12 protein-coding genes are annotated in these 14,934 nt (G+C 71.7%); 7 read left to right on the top strand and 5 right to left on the bottom strand.

Features of this window, described 5'->3' with window-relative positions; translation table 11 throughout:
- Positions 1 to 68: 68 nt before the first annotated feature.
- Complete coding sequence (locus ABCS02_RS13975; protein ID WP_345836252.1) at positions 69 to 1,118, bottom strand: biotin/lipoate A/B protein ligase family protein; 1,050 nt, start codon at positions 1,116 to 1,118, stop codon at positions 69 to 71.
- A 103-nt stretch (positions 1,119 to 1,221) separates the two neighbouring features.
- Positions 1,222 to 2,070, bottom strand: coding sequence for an alpha/beta fold hydrolase (locus ABCS02_RS13970; RefSeq protein ID WP_345836251.1), 849 nt, complete (start codon positions 2,068 to 2,070; stop codon positions 1,222 to 1,224).
- 68 nt (positions 2,071 to 2,138) lie between these two features.
- Between ABCS02_RS13970 and ABCS02_RS13965 the strand changes: the two genes are divergently transcribed.
- Complete coding sequence (locus ABCS02_RS13965; RefSeq protein WP_345836250.1) at positions 2,139 to 2,570, top strand: MarR family transcriptional regulator; 432 nt, start codon at positions 2,139 to 2,141, stop codon at positions 2,568 to 2,570.
- Positions 2,567 to 3,919 carry an MFS transporter gene (locus ABCS02_RS13960; RefSeq protein ID WP_345836249.1) on the top strand — a complete coding sequence of 451 codons (1,353 nt, stop codon included), beginning with the start codon at positions 2,567 to 2,569 and terminating at the stop codon, positions 3,917 to 3,919. Before ABCS02_RS13965 ends, ABCS02_RS13960 begins: the two co-directional genes overlap by 4 nt.
- Here the strand turns inward: ABCS02_RS13960 and ABCS02_RS13955 are convergent.
- Positions 3,834 to 4,583, bottom strand: a complete 750-nt coding sequence (locus ABCS02_RS13955; RefSeq protein ID WP_345836248.1) for an IclR family transcriptional regulator — start codon at positions 4,581 to 4,583, stop codon at positions 3,834 to 3,836. The two genes, ABCS02_RS13960 and ABCS02_RS13955, sit on opposite strands and share 86 nt — an antisense overlap.
- Before the next feature lie 143 nt (positions 4,584 to 4,726).
- Between ABCS02_RS13955 and ABCS02_RS13950 the strand changes: the two genes are divergently transcribed.
- Genes ABCS02_RS13950 through ABCS02_RS13935 form a run of 4 tightly spaced genes read left to right on the top strand, consistent with a single transcriptional unit; the run spans position 4,727 to position 10,383 of the window.
- The gene (locus tag ABCS02_RS13950; protein ID WP_345836247.1) at positions 4,727 to 6,127 is read left to right on the top strand and encodes an FAD-linked oxidase C-terminal domain-containing protein; all 1,401 of its coding nucleotides are present in this window, start codon (positions 4,727 to 4,729) and stop codon (positions 6,125 to 6,127) included.
- A 1-nt stretch (position 6,128) separates the two neighbouring features.
- On the top strand, positions 6,129 to 8,321 hold the full coding sequence (locus tag ABCS02_RS13945; protein WP_345836246.1) for a malate synthase G: 2,193 nt from the start codon (positions 6,129 to 6,131) through the stop codon (positions 8,319 to 8,321).
- Positions 8,322 to 8,346: 25 nt separating this feature from the next.
- Positions 8,347 to 8,772 (top strand): carboxymuconolactone decarboxylase family protein, encoded by a 426-nt coding sequence (locus ABCS02_RS13940; RefSeq protein ID WP_345836245.1) that lies wholly within the window; start codon positions 8,347 to 8,349, stop codon positions 8,770 to 8,772.
- Positions 8,773 to 8,826: 54 nt separating this feature from the next.
- On the top strand, positions 8,827 to 10,383 hold the full coding sequence (locus ABCS02_RS13935; protein ID WP_345836244.1) for a molybdopterin-dependent oxidoreductase: 1,557 nt from the start codon (positions 8,827 to 8,829) through the stop codon (positions 10,381 to 10,383).
- A 97-nt stretch (positions 10,384 to 10,480) separates the two neighbouring features.
- On the opposite strand, the gene rocD is transcribed toward ABCS02_RS13935, so the two are convergent.
- Positions 10,481 to 11,656 carry an ornithine--oxo-acid transaminase gene (rocD, locus tag ABCS02_RS13930; RefSeq protein WP_345836243.1) on the bottom strand — a complete coding sequence of 392 codons (1,176 nt, stop codon included), beginning with the start codon at positions 11,654 to 11,656 and terminating at the stop codon, positions 10,481 to 10,483.
- Between the two features lie 100 nt (positions 11,657 to 11,756).
- Positions 11,757 to 12,602, bottom strand: coding sequence for a dimethylargininase (ddaH, locus tag ABCS02_RS13925; RefSeq protein WP_345836242.1), 846 nt, complete (start codon positions 12,600 to 12,602; stop codon positions 11,757 to 11,759).
- A gap of 116 nt (positions 12,603 to 12,718) precedes the next feature.
- Here ddaH and ABCS02_RS13920 point away from each other — a divergent pair, with 116 nt between their 5' ends.
- Positions 12,719 to 14,794 (top strand): MDR family MFS transporter, encoded by a 2,076-nt coding sequence (locus ABCS02_RS13920; RefSeq protein WP_345836241.1) that lies wholly within the window; start codon positions 12,719 to 12,721, stop codon positions 14,792 to 14,794.
- Positions 14,795 to 14,934: the final 140 nt, after the last annotated feature.

The following is a 14,934-nucleotide window of genomic DNA, read 5'->3' as shown; positions in this document are numbered from 1 at the left end:
ATATCATCCCCGCCCGTTCACGCCTCGTTCACGGTCGGTGCGTGTCGCTCCCCGCCGACGCGGATGCTCTACGGGACGCGGTGGAGCCAGGCGTCGGTCGCGAACTTCGACGCGACGAGCGCTTCGGCGTCGGCGTACTCGTCCGGGGAGATCGTGCCGCGGACGGCGCCGTAGCGGCGGACGAACGTCTCCTCCAGCCGCGCGATGATCGCCTCGCGGGACAGGCCCGTCTGACGCCGGAGCGGATCCACGCGCTTCTGGGCCGACGTCGTGCCCTTGTCGCTGAGCTTCTCCCGGCCGATGCGGAGCACCTCCGTCATCACCTGGCCGTCCATGTCGTAGCTCAGCGTCGCGTGGTGGAGCACGCCGCCATTGGCGAGGCGCTTCTGCGCGGCGCCGCCGATCTTCCCGAGCGGGCTGGCGATGTCGTTGAGCGGCTGGTACGTGGCCTCGATCCCGAGCGAGCGCAGCGCCTCCAGCACCCAGTCGTCGAGGAACGCGTACGAGTCGGCGAACGTCATCCCCGCGACGAGGGATGCCGGGACATACAGCGAGTACGTGATGATCGCGTTCGCGGCCATGAGCATGGCCCCGCCACCGGAGATCCGCCGCACGACGTCGAAGCCGTGGCGGACGGCACCCTCGGGATCCACCTCGTTCCGGTACGACTGGAACGAGCCGATCACGACGGCCGACGTGTTCCACTCCCAGATGCGCAGGGTCGGCGCGCGGCGGCCGTCGCCGACGCGGGTCGTGAGCACCTCGTCGAGCGCGAGGTTCATGCGCGCCGAGACGGGCGGCTCGTGGACGAGCTGCCAGTCGAACGCGCGCCATCCGGAGGCCGTCACAAGGGCGCGCCGCACGGCGGTGCCGACCGCCTCCGGCGTGAAGCCGAGCAGCTGCGCGCCCGGCGGCAGCGCGGCGCGGATCGCGGCCGCGATCGTCGCGACATCCGCCTCCGCGGGAAGCCCCTCGACCGCCCGGTCGATGTCATGCAGCGCCGTGTCGGGCTCGAGGAAGAAGTCGCCCGCGAGCCGGAAGCCGGCGATGCGCCCATCCTGCACCTCGAGGTCGACGACCACGAGCTTCCCGCCGGGGATCTTGTACTCGCCGTGCACCCTCCCAGCGTAGGCGCCCGCCCCCTCCTCCCCTTCGCTCACCCGTCGCGAATGACGCCCTCGCCCGGTCGCAAGAGACGGGTGAGCATCTCGGGAGGGAGGGTCAGACGCGGGAGGGGAAGCGGGCGTCGAGCCAGGCGATGAGATCGGCGCGGACCTCGGCGGAGTTCACCTCGTTGAACACCTCGTGCCGCATGCCGGGGTAGACGAGGGTCGTGACGTCGGTGAGGCCGGAGCGCTCGCGGTAGGCATCCGCGAGCCGGTGGACGCTGCGCGGCCCACCGACCGTGTCCTCCCGCCCGACCATGAGCAGGATCGGCACGTCGCGTCCGAGGTCGCGGCGCGGACGGCCGAAGAGCCGCGCCGCGTCCACGGGCCCGAACAGCCGTAGCAGGGGCGTGGCGACCGTCAGCGGATCCGACACGTAGTCGGTCGCGACGGACGGATCCGACGAGAGCCACGCGAGCCCGGTCGAGTCGACCTTCTTCCACGGCGCGTTGAGGTCGCCCGCATTGAGGGAGCCCGGCCAGCGCAGCGCGGATCCCGAGAGCACGACGCCGTCGTACGCGTCCGGATGCCGATTGAGCAGCATCTGCGCGAGGAACGAGCCCCACGAGTGGCCGAGCAGGACGAGGGGCAGGTCGGGGTTCTCGTCGCGGATGAGCTGCGTGAACCGCCAGACGGCGTCGACGGCCGCGGGATGGCCGCCGGGGCCGAGATGGCCGAGCCGGGAGGCATCCCCCTTCCACTGCTTCATGCCCGTGCGGCCGTGGCCGCGGTGGTCGTCCGCGTAGACGGTGTACCCCTCCGCGTTCAGCGCGTCGATGAGAGCGCCGTACCGGCCGGCGTGCTCGCCCACCCCGTGCGAGAGCTGGACGACCGCGCGAGCGCCCGCGGCGGGATAGACGTCGTAGACGATCTCGATGCCGAACGCGTCGGTGAACTCGGGCATGCCTGCGAGCTTAGGGGGCGCCGGTCGATCTATTTCATTAGCGAAACTAATGAGCTAGACTAAGGATCATGCCCGACTCCCTCGCCACGGTCACCGAGGCCTCCGCCGTGCGCCTCGCGACGTTCCGCCTCGCGCGGCGGCTCCGGGCGGAGAGCGCGATCGATGCGATGAGCGACGCGCAGTTCTCCGTGCTCGCCGGGCTCCGCGCCCATGGGCCGCACACCCTGCGCGAGCTCGCGGAGCGCGAGCGGGTCAGCGCGCCCTCGATGAACCGCACGGTCAACGGCCTCGAGGCGGCGGGCTACGTCACTCGGACCACCGACGACGCCGATCGGCGCAAGGTCAACATCGCGCTCGCCCCCGCGGGCGAGGCCATCGTGCTCGAGACGGTCCGGCGGCGGGACGCCTGGCTGGAGGAGGCGCTCGCGTCCCTTTCCGACGCCGACCGCACCATCGTGTCGCGGGCCGCCGTCATCCTGCAAGGGCTGGCGACCCGATGAAGACGATGTTCCGCTCGTTCGCCGCCGTCAACTTCCGGATCTGGTTCTTCGGCGCGCTCGTCTCCAGCATCGGGACGTGGATGCAGACGACGGCGCAGAGCTGGGTCGTGCTCACCGAGCTGACGCACAACGACGCCACGGCGATGGGCGTGACGATGGCGCTGCAGTTCGGCCCGCCGCTCCTGCTCGTCGGCGTCACCGGCTGGGTCGCAGACCGGTTCGACCGGCGCTACGTGCTCATGGTGACGCAGTCGTCGCTGCTGCTCATCGCCGCCACGATCTCGGTGCTGCTGCTCACCGGCATCCTGACCCTCCCGCTCATGTTCGTGCTCGCGCTGGTCGCGGGCATCGCGACGGCGTTCGACACCCCGGCCCGACAGGCGTTCGTGTCCGACCTCGTGCCCCGGGAGCTGGCATCCAACGCCGTCGCTCTGAACTCCTCTTCGTTCAACCTCGCCCGGATGATCGGGCCCGCCGTCGCCGGCGTCATGATCGTGCTCGTCGGCAGCGGCTGGGTGTTCCTCGTCAACGCGCTCACGTTCCTCGCGGTCCTCGTCGCGCTCCTGCTGATCCGCCCGCATGAGCTCGTGCCGCGCCAGCGCCCGGAGGGCTCCGCGCGGCTCGCCGACGGGGTGCGCTACGTGCGGAGTCGTGCGGATCTGTCCGTGGTGTTCGCGATGGTGCTCATCTTCGGCATGTTCGGGATGAATCTGCCGATCTTCGCGTCGACCATGGCGGTCGAGTTCCAGCAGGGCGCGGACGGGTTCGGCCTGCTGACCTCGATCCTCGCGATCGGCTCGCTGAGTGGAGCGCTGCTGGCCGCGCGGCGGGAGCGGGCGCGCCTGAGCGTCGTGATCGTGGCCCTGGGCGGCTTCGGGATCGCGATGATCGCGGCGTCCTTCGCGCCGACCTACTGGGTGTTCGCGATCATGCTCGTGATCGTCGGGTTCACGACGGTCACGGCGCTCACGACGACGAACGGATACGTACAGACGACGACCGAGCCCGCGCTCCGCGGGCGGGTCCTCGCCCTCTACTTCGCGCTGCTCATGGGCGGGACGCCGATCGGCGCCCCCATCGTCGGCGCGATCGCGACGGCGCTCGGCCCGCGCGCCGCGATCTTCATCTCGGCGGTCATCTGCCTCTTCGCGTGCGGGATCGGGGTCACCTGGGTGGCGCGGTCCGGCCGACTGCACCGGGCGGAGGGCAGCCGGTTCCGGCTGCGCCTCGACGAGACCGTGCCGATCGTGCTCCCGCGGGACGTCACGCCGGGGAGCGGAAAGCCTCGTGCAGCTGCGCCGCGGCGCGACGCAGCAACGGGACGAGCGACGGCACCTCGACCGCAGTGACGCGCGAGTCCGGGCCGGAGACGGACACCGCGACCGGACCGGCGCCGCCCGCGAACGGCACCGCGACGCAGCGGACGCCGAACTCCTGCTCGCCGTCGTCCACCGAGAACCCGCGGGTGCGGATGGCGCGGAGCTCGGCGAGCAGCGCCTCCTCGGTCGTGATCGTGGTCGCGGTGAACGCCGGCATCCCCGCCCGCCGCACGATCGCGAGCGCCTCCTCGTCCGGCAGCTGGGCGAGAAGGGCCTTGCCGACGCCGGTGGAGTGGAGGTGCACGCGCCGGCCGACCTCGGTGAACATCCGCATCTGGTGGCGCGAGGGCACCTGCGCGAGGTACACGGCCATGTCACCGTCGAGCGCGGCGAGGTTCGCGGTCTCCTTCGCCTCGAGCTCGACGAGCTCCAGCACGGGCCGGGCCCAGCGTGCGAGCAGCCCGGAGGCGCTGTCGCCCAGGCGCACGAGGCCCGCGCCGAGGCTGTACCGGCGGCCCGCCGCCCGGCGCACGTAGCCGAGCGCCGTCAGGGTCTGGAGCAGCCGGTGGATCGTCGGCTGGGCGAGGCCCGTCCGCTCTGCGAGCTCGGTCACCCCGCTCTCCCCGCCCGCGGCCTCCAGCGCCTCCAGCAGCCCGAACGCCCGCGCCACGGACTGGATCCCTCCGCCCTCCATACCCCTCCTCCCCACCGTGAGAACGCGCTTGTGTCACGAAAACGGCCCGTTTTCGTGACACAAGCGCGTTCTCACGTACAGGCGGATTTCACATCGTGGATGTTATTTTCCAGAACATGCCCGCTCGGGATAGCTTACCGAGCATGACGGAACGGGAGGACGCGCTCGATCGACTGATCCGCAGCCTGCCCGCGGGCGCCGTCCTCACCGAGCCCGCCTCGATGGACGCCTACCGGTGGGATCGCGCGAACGACCCCGACGCGGGCGTCCCGCTCGCCGTCGTCCGGGCCATCTCGACCGAGGACGTGCAGGCGGCGGTGCGCTTCGCGGCATCCACCGGCACGCCCATCGTGCCCCGCGGGGCGGGAACGGGCCTGTCCGGCGGCAGCTCCGCCGCGGACGGATGCCTCGTGGTCTCGCTCGAGCGCATGCGCGCGATCGAGATCGACGTCGACACGCGGATGGCGACCGTCCAGCCGGGCGCGCTCAACGCGGAGGTCAAGGCCGCCGCGGCGCTGCACGGCCTCTGGTATCCGCCTGACCCCTCCTCCTCCGAGATCTGCTCGATCGGCGGCAACATCGCGACCAACGCGGGCGGGCTCTGCTGCGTCAAGTACGGCGTCACGACCGACTACGTGCTCGGGCTCACCGTCGTCCTCGCGGACGGCCGCGCCGTGCGCCTCGGCGGCCCGCGCGTCAAGGACGTCGCGGGCCTGTCGCTCACGAAGCTCTTCGTCGGCAGCGAGGGCACGCTCGGGATCGTGACCGAGATCATCCTCCGGCTCGTGCCGGCGCAGCGGCCGCCGACCACGCTCGTCGCGACGTTCCCCACCCTCGAGGGCGCGACGACGGCCGTCATGGACATCGCCCGCACCGCCCGCCCGTCGATGCTGGAGTTCATGGACCGCGTCACGATCGGCGCCGTCGAGGACGTGCTCCGCATGGGCCTGGACCGGACCGCCGCCGCAATGCTCGTCGTCCAGTCCGACGAGCACGGCGAGGCTGCCGCCGCGGAGATCGCCGCGGTCGAGGCGATCTGCGCGGGGCACGGCGCGTCCGAGTGCTTCGCCACCGCGGATCCGGACGAGGGCGAGGCGTTCGTCCACGCCCGGCGCACCGCGATCCCGGCGGTGGAGCGGATGGGCACGCTCCTCCTCGAAGACGTCGGCGTGCCGATCCCCCGCCTCGCGGACCTCGTGCTCGGCATCGAGCGGATCGCCGCGGAGCACGACCTGACGATCGCCGTCATCGCCCACGCGGGCGACGGCAACACGCATCCGCTCCTCGTCGTGGATCCGACGGATGCCGCGCAGAAGGCGCGCGCCGAGGTCGCGTACGGCGAGATCATGAACCTCGCGATCGGCCTCGGCGGCACGATCACGGGCGAGCACGGCGTCGGCCGGCTCAAGCGCCCGTGGCTCGGCGCGCAGCTCGGAGCCGACGTCCTCGAACTCAACCGCCGCATCAAGACGGCGCTCGACCCCCAAGGCATCCTCAATCCCGGCGCGATCCTCGAGCCGGACCCCGAACGAAGCGGAGCATGACGTGACCGACCCCTCCCCCACCCTCACTGCGCGCCAGGCCAAGGCCGGACTCGACGTGGCGACGCCGGTCGTCGAGTTCGCGGAGGGCGCGCTCGCCGACGCGGGCCTGCCCGCGGACGCGTTCTGGACCGGGTTCGCGGCGATCGTCCGCGACCTCACGCCGCGCAACCGGGAGCTCCTCGCGACCCGCGACGACCTGCAGGCCCGGCTCGACGCGTACCACCGCGCCCAGCCCGGCCGGCCGGACGCCACCGCGTACCGCGCCTTCCTCGAGGAGATCGGCTACCTCGTGCCCGAGCCCGGCGAGTTCACGGTCACGACCGAGAACGTCGACGCGGAGATCGGCGTCATGGCCGGCCCCCAGCTCGTCGTGCCGCTGCTCAACGCCCGCTTCGCCGTCAACGCCGCGAACGCGCGCTGGGGCTCGCTCTACGACGCGCTCTACGGCACCGACGCGATCTCCGAGGACGACGGCCGCGAGCGCGCCGGCGCATACAACGCAGTGCGCGGCGCCGCGGTCATCGCGCGCGGGCGGCAGCTCCTCGATCTCGCCGCTCCCCTCGCCCAGGGCTCGCACGCCGACGCGCGCGGCTACCGCGTCGAGGGCGGCGCGCTCGTCGTGACGCTCGACGGCGGCGCCGAGACGGGCCTCGCCGACGCCTCCGGCTTCGCCGGGTTCACGGGGGATGCGGCGGATCCGTCCGCCATCCTGCTGCGCCACCACGGCCTGCACGTCCACGTCGCGATCGACCGGAACGGCACGATCGGACGGACGGATGCCGCGGGCATCGACGACCTCGTCCTCGAGTCGGCGCTCACGACGATCATGGACCTCGAGGACTCCGTCGCCGCCGTCGACGCCGACGACAAGGCGCTCGGCTACCGCAACTGGCAGGGCCTCATGCGCGGCGAGCTGAGCGAGACCGTCGCGAAGGGCGACCGCTCGTTCCTGCGCACCATGAACCCCGACCGCCGCTACACGGCGCCGGACGGCTCGGAGCTCGTCCTGCACGGTCGGGCGCTCCTCCTCATCCGCAACGTCGGACACCTCATGACGATCGACGCCGTGCGCGACGAGGCCGGCGACGAGATCTTCGAGGGCATCCTCGACGCGGTCATGACGACGCTCGGCGCCCTGCCCGACCTCCGCGGCGAGACCCCCCTCTCGAACTCCCGCACCGGCTCGATGTACATCGTGAAGCCGAAGATGCACGGACCCGCCGAGGTGCGCTTCGCGGTCGACCTGTTCGCCCGCGTCGAGGAGCTCCTGGGCCTCCCCGCCCGCACGCTGAAGATCGGCATCATGGACGAGGAGCGCCGCACGAGCGTCAACCTCCGCGCCGCGATCGCCGAGGCCGCGGACCGGATCGTGTTCATCAACACGGGCTTCCTGGACCGCACGGGCGACGAGATCCACACCTCGCTGCACGCCGGGCCGTTCATCCCGAAGGGCCAGATCCGTGCGCAGCAGTTCATGAGCGCGTACGAGGACCGCAACGTGGATGCCGGCCTGCGCGCGGGCTTCTTCGGTCACGCCCAGATCGGCAAGGGCATGTGGGCGATGCCCGACCTCATGCACGCGATGCTCGAGCAGAAGATCGCGCACCCGCTCGCGGGCGCGACGACCGCGTGGGTCCCGTCGCCGACCGCGGCGACCCTGCACGCGCTGCACTACCACGACGTCGACGTGTTCGCCGTCGAGGAGGGGCTGCGCTCGCGCGCACCCCGCGACGTCGCCGAGGTGCTCGTGATCCCGCTGCAGGACGCGCCGCTCACGGCGGAGGAGATCCGCACCGAGCTCGACAACAACGTGCAGTCGATCCTCGGATACGTCGTGCGCTGGATCGACCAGGGGGTGGGCTGCTCGAAGGTGCCCGACATCCACGGGATCGCCCTCATGGAGGACCGCGCGACGCTCCGCATCTCGAGCCAGCTGCTCGCGAACTGGCTCGAGCACGGCCTGATCACGGCCGAGGAGGTCGAGGACGGCCTGCGCCGCCTCGCCCCGGTCGTCGACGGTCAGAACGCCGGCGACGCCACGTACGAGAGCCTCATCGGGCCGGACGGCCCCGGGATCGCGTTCGAGAGCGCCCGCCGGATGATCCTCGAAGGCGCCGCGCAGCCGAGCGGCTACACCGAGCCGCTCCTGCACGAGATGCGCCGCCGCAAGAAGGCGGCCCTCGCCGCCCGGTAGGCTCGCCGCGGCGAGAGGAGCCGCGATGAGCGACACGATGCGGGAGCGGGACGCGAGGTTCGAGCGCGGCATGCGGGTGCTGGAGTCGGTCGACGGCGAGGCCGGCGACCGGCTGATCGCGGCGCTCGGCGACATCTCGCCGGACATAGTCCACGAGGTCGCGGCCTGGGCGTACGGCGACGTCTACGCCCGGCCGGGCCTCGTGCCCCGCGACCGGCAGCTCGTGACGCTCGGGATGCTGACGGCGCTCGGGGACACGACCGCCGAGCTCCGCGTGCACATCGGCGCGGCCCTCAACGTCGGGCTCACCCCGGACGAGGTCCTCGAGGCCCTTCTGCAGTCGGCGGTCTACTGCGGCTTCCCGCGCGCGATCAACGCGATCCTGGTCGCGAAGGAGGTCTTCACCGAGCGCGGACTGCTCCTTCCGCGAACCGCGGCCGACACGGGCTGAACGCCCCGCGGTTTCCTTGCCGGGTACATAGCGTCCGGACGTACGATCGTGCTCATGGCACGTGGGGGAGCAGCAGCGGGCGCCGGCCTGGCGGCGACGGCTCTGGGCCTTGGTCTCGGCGAGCTGACGGCCGCGTTCCTCGACCCCGGCGCGAGCCCGATCGCGGGTGTGGGCGGCGCGATCATCGATGCGGCGCCCCCAGGGGCGAAGGATGTCGCGATCGCCCTGTTCGGCACGTCGGACAAGCTCGCGCTCGTGCTCCTGATCGGCGCTCTGCTCCTCGTGGCCGGCGCGTTCACCGGCATCCTCGAACAGCGACGGCCGCCGTGGGGCCGCGTCGTGGCCGGCGCCGTCGGCGTCGCGGGCGCCGCGATCGCACTGACCCGTCCGGACGCCGGGGTCGCGGCCTGGCTCCCGTCCGTCGTCGGCGGGGGCGTCACCGTCCTGGCGCTCGGCTTCCTCATCCGCCGAGAACGCGCTTCTGTCACAGACACGCCGCGGGAAAAGGACACACGCGCGCTCTCGCGGGGGCGGACGGACGGACCCACCCGCCGCTCGTTCCTCCTCTGGAGCGTGGGCGCGGCCGCCGTCGGCGTGCTCGCGCTCGCCGGCAGCACCGTCGTGCGGGCCGGATCCCAGGCCGTGCAGTCCGTCCGCAATGCGCTGCGGCTGCCGGCGCCGGCAAAGACCGCGCCGCCGATCCCTCCCGGCGCGCAGGTCGACGTCGCGGGCATGACCCCGGTCATCACCCCCAACGAGGCCTTCTACCGGATCGACACCGCGCTCGTGGTCCCGAACGTGAACCCGACGGACTGGAGCCTCCGCATCCACGGGCTCGTCGCGAACGAGGTCACCCTCACGTGGGATCAGCTGATGGCGCTGCCGCTCGAGGAGAGCGTCACGACGCTCATGTGCGTGTCGAACGAGGTCGGCGGCGACCTCATCGGCAACGCCGTTTGGCTCGGCTACCCCGTCCGCGAGCTCCTCGCGCGTGCCGTGCCGGCCGCCGACGCCGACATGGTGCTGTCCCGCTCGATCGACGGCTTCACGGCATCCACCCCGATCGAGACGCTGACCGATGACCGCAACGCGATCCTCGCCGTAGGGATGAACGGGGACCCCCTGCCGCTCGAGCACGGATTCCCCGTGCGGATGGTGGTGCCGGGGCTCTACGGCTACGTCTCCGCGACGAAGTGGATCACGGAGCTCGAGGTCACGCGCTACGCGGATGCCTCCGCGTACTGGACGCAGCGCGGCTGGGCGCCGCGGGGGCCGGTCAAGCTGTCGTCGCGCATCGACGTGCCGCGGTCGGGACAGACGCTCGCGGCCGGCAACACGGTCGTCGCGGGCGTCGCCTGGCAGCAGCACGTCGGCGTCTCCGGCGTCGAGGTGCGCGTGGACGGCGGCGCGTGGCAGCCGGCGCAGCTCGCGCCCGCGATCTCCGACGACACCTGGGTGCAGTGGACTTTCCCGTGGACCGCGTCGTCCGGCCAGCACCAGATCGAGTGCCGCGCGATCTCGGCGACCGGCCAGGTGCAGACCGGCACGGTCGCACCCCCCGTGCCCGACGGCGCCACAGGCTGGGACCGCCTGAGCGTCTCGGTCAGCTAACGCGCCTGCCCCCCCGCGCTACCGCACGCGAGAACGCGCGTATGTCACCGACACGCCGCGCAAAAGTGACATACGCGCGTTCTCAGGGTGAGGGGGGTCAGCGGGAGGCGGAGAGGGAGCGGGCGAGCTGCTCGACAGCCCAGTCGAGCTCGGTCGCGCGGATCACGAGCGGCGGGGCGAGGCGCAGGGTCTGGGCGTGCGTGTCCTTCACGAGGACGCCGCGGGACAGCATCCGCTCCGCCACGGCGCGCCCCGTGCCCCGGGCCGGATCCACGTCGACGCCGGCCCACAGCCCGGCCACGCGGATCGCCGTGAGCCCGCGGCCGAGGAGCGGCGTGAGGGCGGACTCGAGGTGCGCGCCGAGGAGGCGCGCCCGCTCCTGCAGCTCGCCGGACGCGAGCAGCTCCACGACGCGCTCGCCGATCGCCGCGGCGAGCGGGTTGCCGCCGAACGTCGATCCGTGCTCGCCGGGACGGATGACGCCCAGCACGTCACGGTCGGCGACGACGGCCGAGAGCGGCACGATCCCGCCGCCGAGCGCCTTGCCGAGGAGGTACACGTCCGGGACGACGCTCTCGCGGTCGCACGCGAACGTCGCGCCGACCCGGCCCAGCCCGGACTGGATCTCGTCCGCGAGGAACAGGACGCCGCGCCGCGTGCAGATCTCCCGCACCGCGCGGAGATACCCGTCGGGCGGGACGATCACACCGGCCTCGCCCTGGATCGGCTCGATCAGCACCGCGGCCGTGTCGTCGTCGATCGCGGCCTCGATCGCCGCGGCATCCCCGAATGGCACCGCGACGAAGCCCCCGCCGTACGGGCCGAAGTCGTCGTGCGTCGCCGGATCGTCGCTGAAACCCACGATCGTGGTCGTGCGGCCGTGGAAGTTGCCGTGGGCGACCACGATCCGCGCGGCATCGGGCGCGACGCCCTTGACGCGATAGGCCCAGGCGCGCGCGACCTTGATGCCGGTCTCGACGGCCTCGGCGCCGGTGTTCATCGGGAGCACGAGGTCCTTGCCGGCGAGCCCCGCGAGCGCCGTCGCGAACGCCTCCAGCCGGTCGTTCTCGAATGCCCGGCTCGTGAGCGTGAGGCGGCCGAGCTGCTCCTGCGCGACCGCGACGAGCGCGGGATGCCGATGCCCGAAGTTCAACGCCGAATACGCCGACAGCAGGTCGAGGTAGCGGCGTCCCTCGACGTCCGTGACCCACGCGCCCTCGCCGCGGGCGATCACGACGGGGAGCGGTTCGTAGTTGTGCGCGAGATGCGTCATCCGCGCAGTTCCCGCGCGCGGCAGGTGATGCGGAAGGCGTCCGACGGCATCATCCGCGCAGTTCCCGCGCGGCAGGTGATGCGGAAGGCGTTCGACGGCATCATCCGCGCAGTTCCAGCGTGCAGCATTTGATGCCGCCGCCGCCGAGCAGCAGCTCGGAGAGGTCGACCGGGACGGGCCGGTACCCGCGCTCGGCGAGCTGGGCCGCGAAGCCCGTGGCGCGCGGCGAGACGAAGACGTGCAGCCCGTCGCTCGCGGCGTTGAGCCCGAACGCGTCGCCGTCGAGGTCGGCGACGCGGATCGCGTCCGGGTAGCGCTCCTGGAGGATGCCGCGGCTCGTGGCGTCGAACGCGGACGGGAGGTACGCGATCGTCGCGTGCTCCACGGCATCCGGCCCCTCGACCGGATCGAGCACCGTCAGCGCCGTGTCGAGGTGGTAGAACCGCGGGTCGGTGAGGGTGAGCGAGAGCACCTCGCGGTCGAACACCTCGCCCACCTCGCGGTGGCTGTCCCCCGTGGAGCGGAAGCCCGTCCCGGCGAGGATCGTGTCGCCGACGAGCAGGAAGTCGCCCTCGCCCTCGTTGACCTCCGCCGGCTCGACGACCTCGAACCCGTGTTCCGCGAACCAGCGCGCGAAGAACGCGGACTCGGGCCGGCGCTCGGCGTACCGGAAGCTCGGGACGTACGCGCGGCCGCCGATCACGAACCCACCGTTGGCGGTGTAGACCATGTCGGGCAGGTCGGGCACCTGGTCGATGAGCTCGACCTCGTGCCCGAGCGCGACGTACGCGTCGTAGAGCGCCTGCCACTGCCGGACCGCGCGGCCTGTGTCGGTCGGCCGGCTCGGCACCATCCACGGGTTGATCGAGTACCGCACGGTGAAGTGGTCGGGCCGGCACATGAGATAGCGACGGCGGTGCGCGGTGCGGGAGGCGGTGATCGTCATGGCTGTCCGGCATCCAGTGTCGCACGCGTCGACCGCGTCGCAGGGGTGGTCTACGATTAGTTGCGCTTAGTCAACGATCGTTGAGAGCACTCGCCCCTCCAGAACCGAGGATCCGCATGTCCAACGTCGCCGTGAAGCCCGGCTCCGGCAGCCCCATCATGACCCAGCGACAGATCCTGTTCGTGATCTTCGGCCTCATGGCGGGCATGTTCCTGTCGGCCCTCGACCAGACCGTGGTGGGCACCTCGATCCGGACGATCGGTGACGACCTCAACGGCCTCAGCCAGCAGGCCTGGGTAACGACCGCGTACCTCATCCTCTCCACGATCTCGACGCCGATCTACGGCAAGCTGTCCGACATCTTCGGCCGCCGGCCGCTGTTCATCATCGCGATCGTCATCTTCGTGATCGGCTCGATCCTCGCGACGTTCTCGACGTCGATGCTCGAGCTGGCGTTCTTCCGCGCGATCCAGGGACTCGGCGCGGGCGGCCTGATGTCGATGCCCCTCGCGATCCTCGGCGACATCCTCGCCCCACGGGAACGAGCCAGATACCAGGGCTACTTCCTCGCCGTGTTCGGCGTCTCGAGCGTCGTCGGCCCGCTGATCGGCGGCGTGTTCGCCGGTGCGGACCAGATCCTCGGGATCGCCGGCTGGCGCTGGGTCTTCCTCATCAACGTGCCGATCGGCCTGATCGCCCTCGCGATCGTGCTGCGGTTCCTGCACATCCCCCGGCACGCACGCGGCCGCGCACGGATCGACTGGTGGGGCGCCACGATGGTGATCGTTGCGCTCGTCCCGCTCCTGCTCGTCGCGGAGCAGGGTCGCGACTGGGGCTGGAGCTCGCCGATCGCGATCGGATGCTACGTCCTGGGCGGCATCGGCATCCTCGCCTTCGTCATCATCGAGACGCTGATGAAGGACGATGCGATCATCCCGCTGAAGCTGTTCCGGTCGTCGACGTTCTCGATGGCGACCGTCATCGGCGTGTTCATCGGCTTCGGCATGTTCGGCGCGATGCTGACACTCCCCCTCTACCTGCAGCTCGTGCTCGGCTCGACGCCGACCCAGAGCGGGTTCCAGCTCCTGCCGATGATCCTCGGCCTCATGATCACCTCGATCGCGAGCGGTCAGATCATCGCCCGCACGGGGCGCTATCGCATCTTCCCGCTGCTCGGCACGCTGTTCATGGCGCTCGGGTTCTTCCTCCTGACGCGCCTCCAGTACGACACGTCGTACTGGCTGATCGCGCTCGCCATGCTGCTGATCGGCATGGGCCTCGGTCAGCTCATGCAGACCCTCACGATCGCGAGCCAGAATTCGGTCGGTCCGCGCGACATGGGCGTGGCCACGAGCGCCTCGACGTTCTTCCGCCAGATCGGCGGCACGCTCGGCACGGCGGTCCTGCTGTCGCTCATGTTCTCGGTGATGCCCGCCAACGTGCAGACCGCGTTCGCGGACGAGGAGACCCTGTCCGGCGCGCTCAACGCGGCCCTCGACCCCGCGGTCGCGGGCGCTCCGGAGAACGCCGCGATCATGCAGACGATCTACGCTCCGATGGTGTCGCAGCTCACCGCGGCGACGACGCAGCAGATCCAGTCCGGACTCCAGCAGGCGACGGATGCCGCGACCAAGGCCGTGGCCGACCAGGTCGCCGCCGGCACGATCCCGGCATCCGCTCAGGGCGCCGCGACGGCGGTGGCCGTGGCCGCCGCGCGGGCGACCGCCGCGCAGCAGATCGAGCAGCAGGTGCCGGTCGCGCAGATCTCGGCGGACGGCACCGTCACGCTCGACTTCTCGAACGCGGCGGCCCGCGAGGCCTATGTCGCTCAGGTCGCCCCGACCGTGTCGGCGCGCCTGGCCGGCGGCAGCGGCGACACCTCGATCGACGGCAGCGCCCTGAACGACTCGTCGTTCCTGAACGGTGCGAGCCCGGCGCTCACGAAGCCGATCCTCGTCGCGTTCAACGCCTCGGCCGTTCTCGTGTACTGGGTCGCGATGTTCGTGGTGCTGATCGCGTTCGTCCTGACGATCTTCTTCCGGACGCCGCCGCTCCGCGACCGCTCCGCCCTGCAGGAGGCCGCCGACGAGGGGATGCTGGCGACGGCCGCCGCCGAGGAGGCCGGCGCCCTGGTGGTGCCCGGCCCGTCCACGGACTCGATCGACACCGACGCCGTCCGCCCCCGCGCCTGACCCCGCCGGCGTGCCTGCTCACCTGTCGCGTCCGACCGCTCACCCCGGTCGTTAGCGCCAGGCGAGCGGGGCACGCGATCCCTCACCCGTCGCGTTCGACGGGCGCGACGGGTGATCGCGCCAGGTGAGCCCGTAGGCGG

It is taken from the genome of Microbacterium sp. X-17, assembly GCF_039615055.1.
The sequence above is the reverse complement of the archived record's forward strand: the minus strand, read 5'-3'. Positions and strand labels throughout refer to the sequence as shown.

Coding starts and splice junctions, on each gene's coding strand:
- ABCS02_RS13970 (WP_345836251.1), bottom strand. CDS start 2,070: ATGCCCGAGTTCACCGACGCGTTCGGCATCGAGATCGTCTACGACGTC.
- ABCS02_RS13965 (WP_345836250.1), top strand. CDS start 2,139: ATGCCCGACTCCCTCGCCACGGTCACCGAGGCCTCCGCCGTGCGCCTC.
- ABCS02_RS13960 (WP_345836249.1), top strand. CDS start 2,567: ATGAAGACGATGTTCCGCTCGTTCGCCGCCGTCAACTTCCGGATCTGG.
- ABCS02_RS13955 (WP_345836248.1), bottom strand. CDS start 4,583: ATGGAGGGCGGAGGGATCCAGTCCGTGGCGCGGGCGTTCGGGCTGCTG.
- ABCS02_RS13950 (WP_345836247.1), top strand. CDS start 4,727: ATGACGGAACGGGAGGACGCGCTCGATCGACTGATCCGCAGCCTGCCC.
- ABCS02_RS13940 (WP_345836245.1), top strand. CDS start 8,347: ATGAGCGACACGATGCGGGAGCGGGACGCGAGGTTCGAGCGCGGCATG.
- ABCS02_RS13935 (WP_345836244.1), top strand. CDS start 8,827: ATGGCACGTGGGGGAGCAGCAGCGGGCGCCGGCCTGGCGGCGACGGCT.
- rocD (WP_345836243.1), bottom strand. CDS start 11,656: ATGACGCATCTCGCGCACAACTACGAACCGCTCCCCGTCGTGATCGCC.
- ddaH (WP_345836242.1), bottom strand. CDS start 12,602: ATGACGATCACCGCCTCCCGCACCGCGCACCGCCGTCGCTATCTCATG.
- ABCS02_RS13920 (WP_345836241.1), top strand. CDS start 12,719: ATGTCCAACGTCGCCGTGAAGCCCGGCTCCGGCAGCCCCATCATGACC.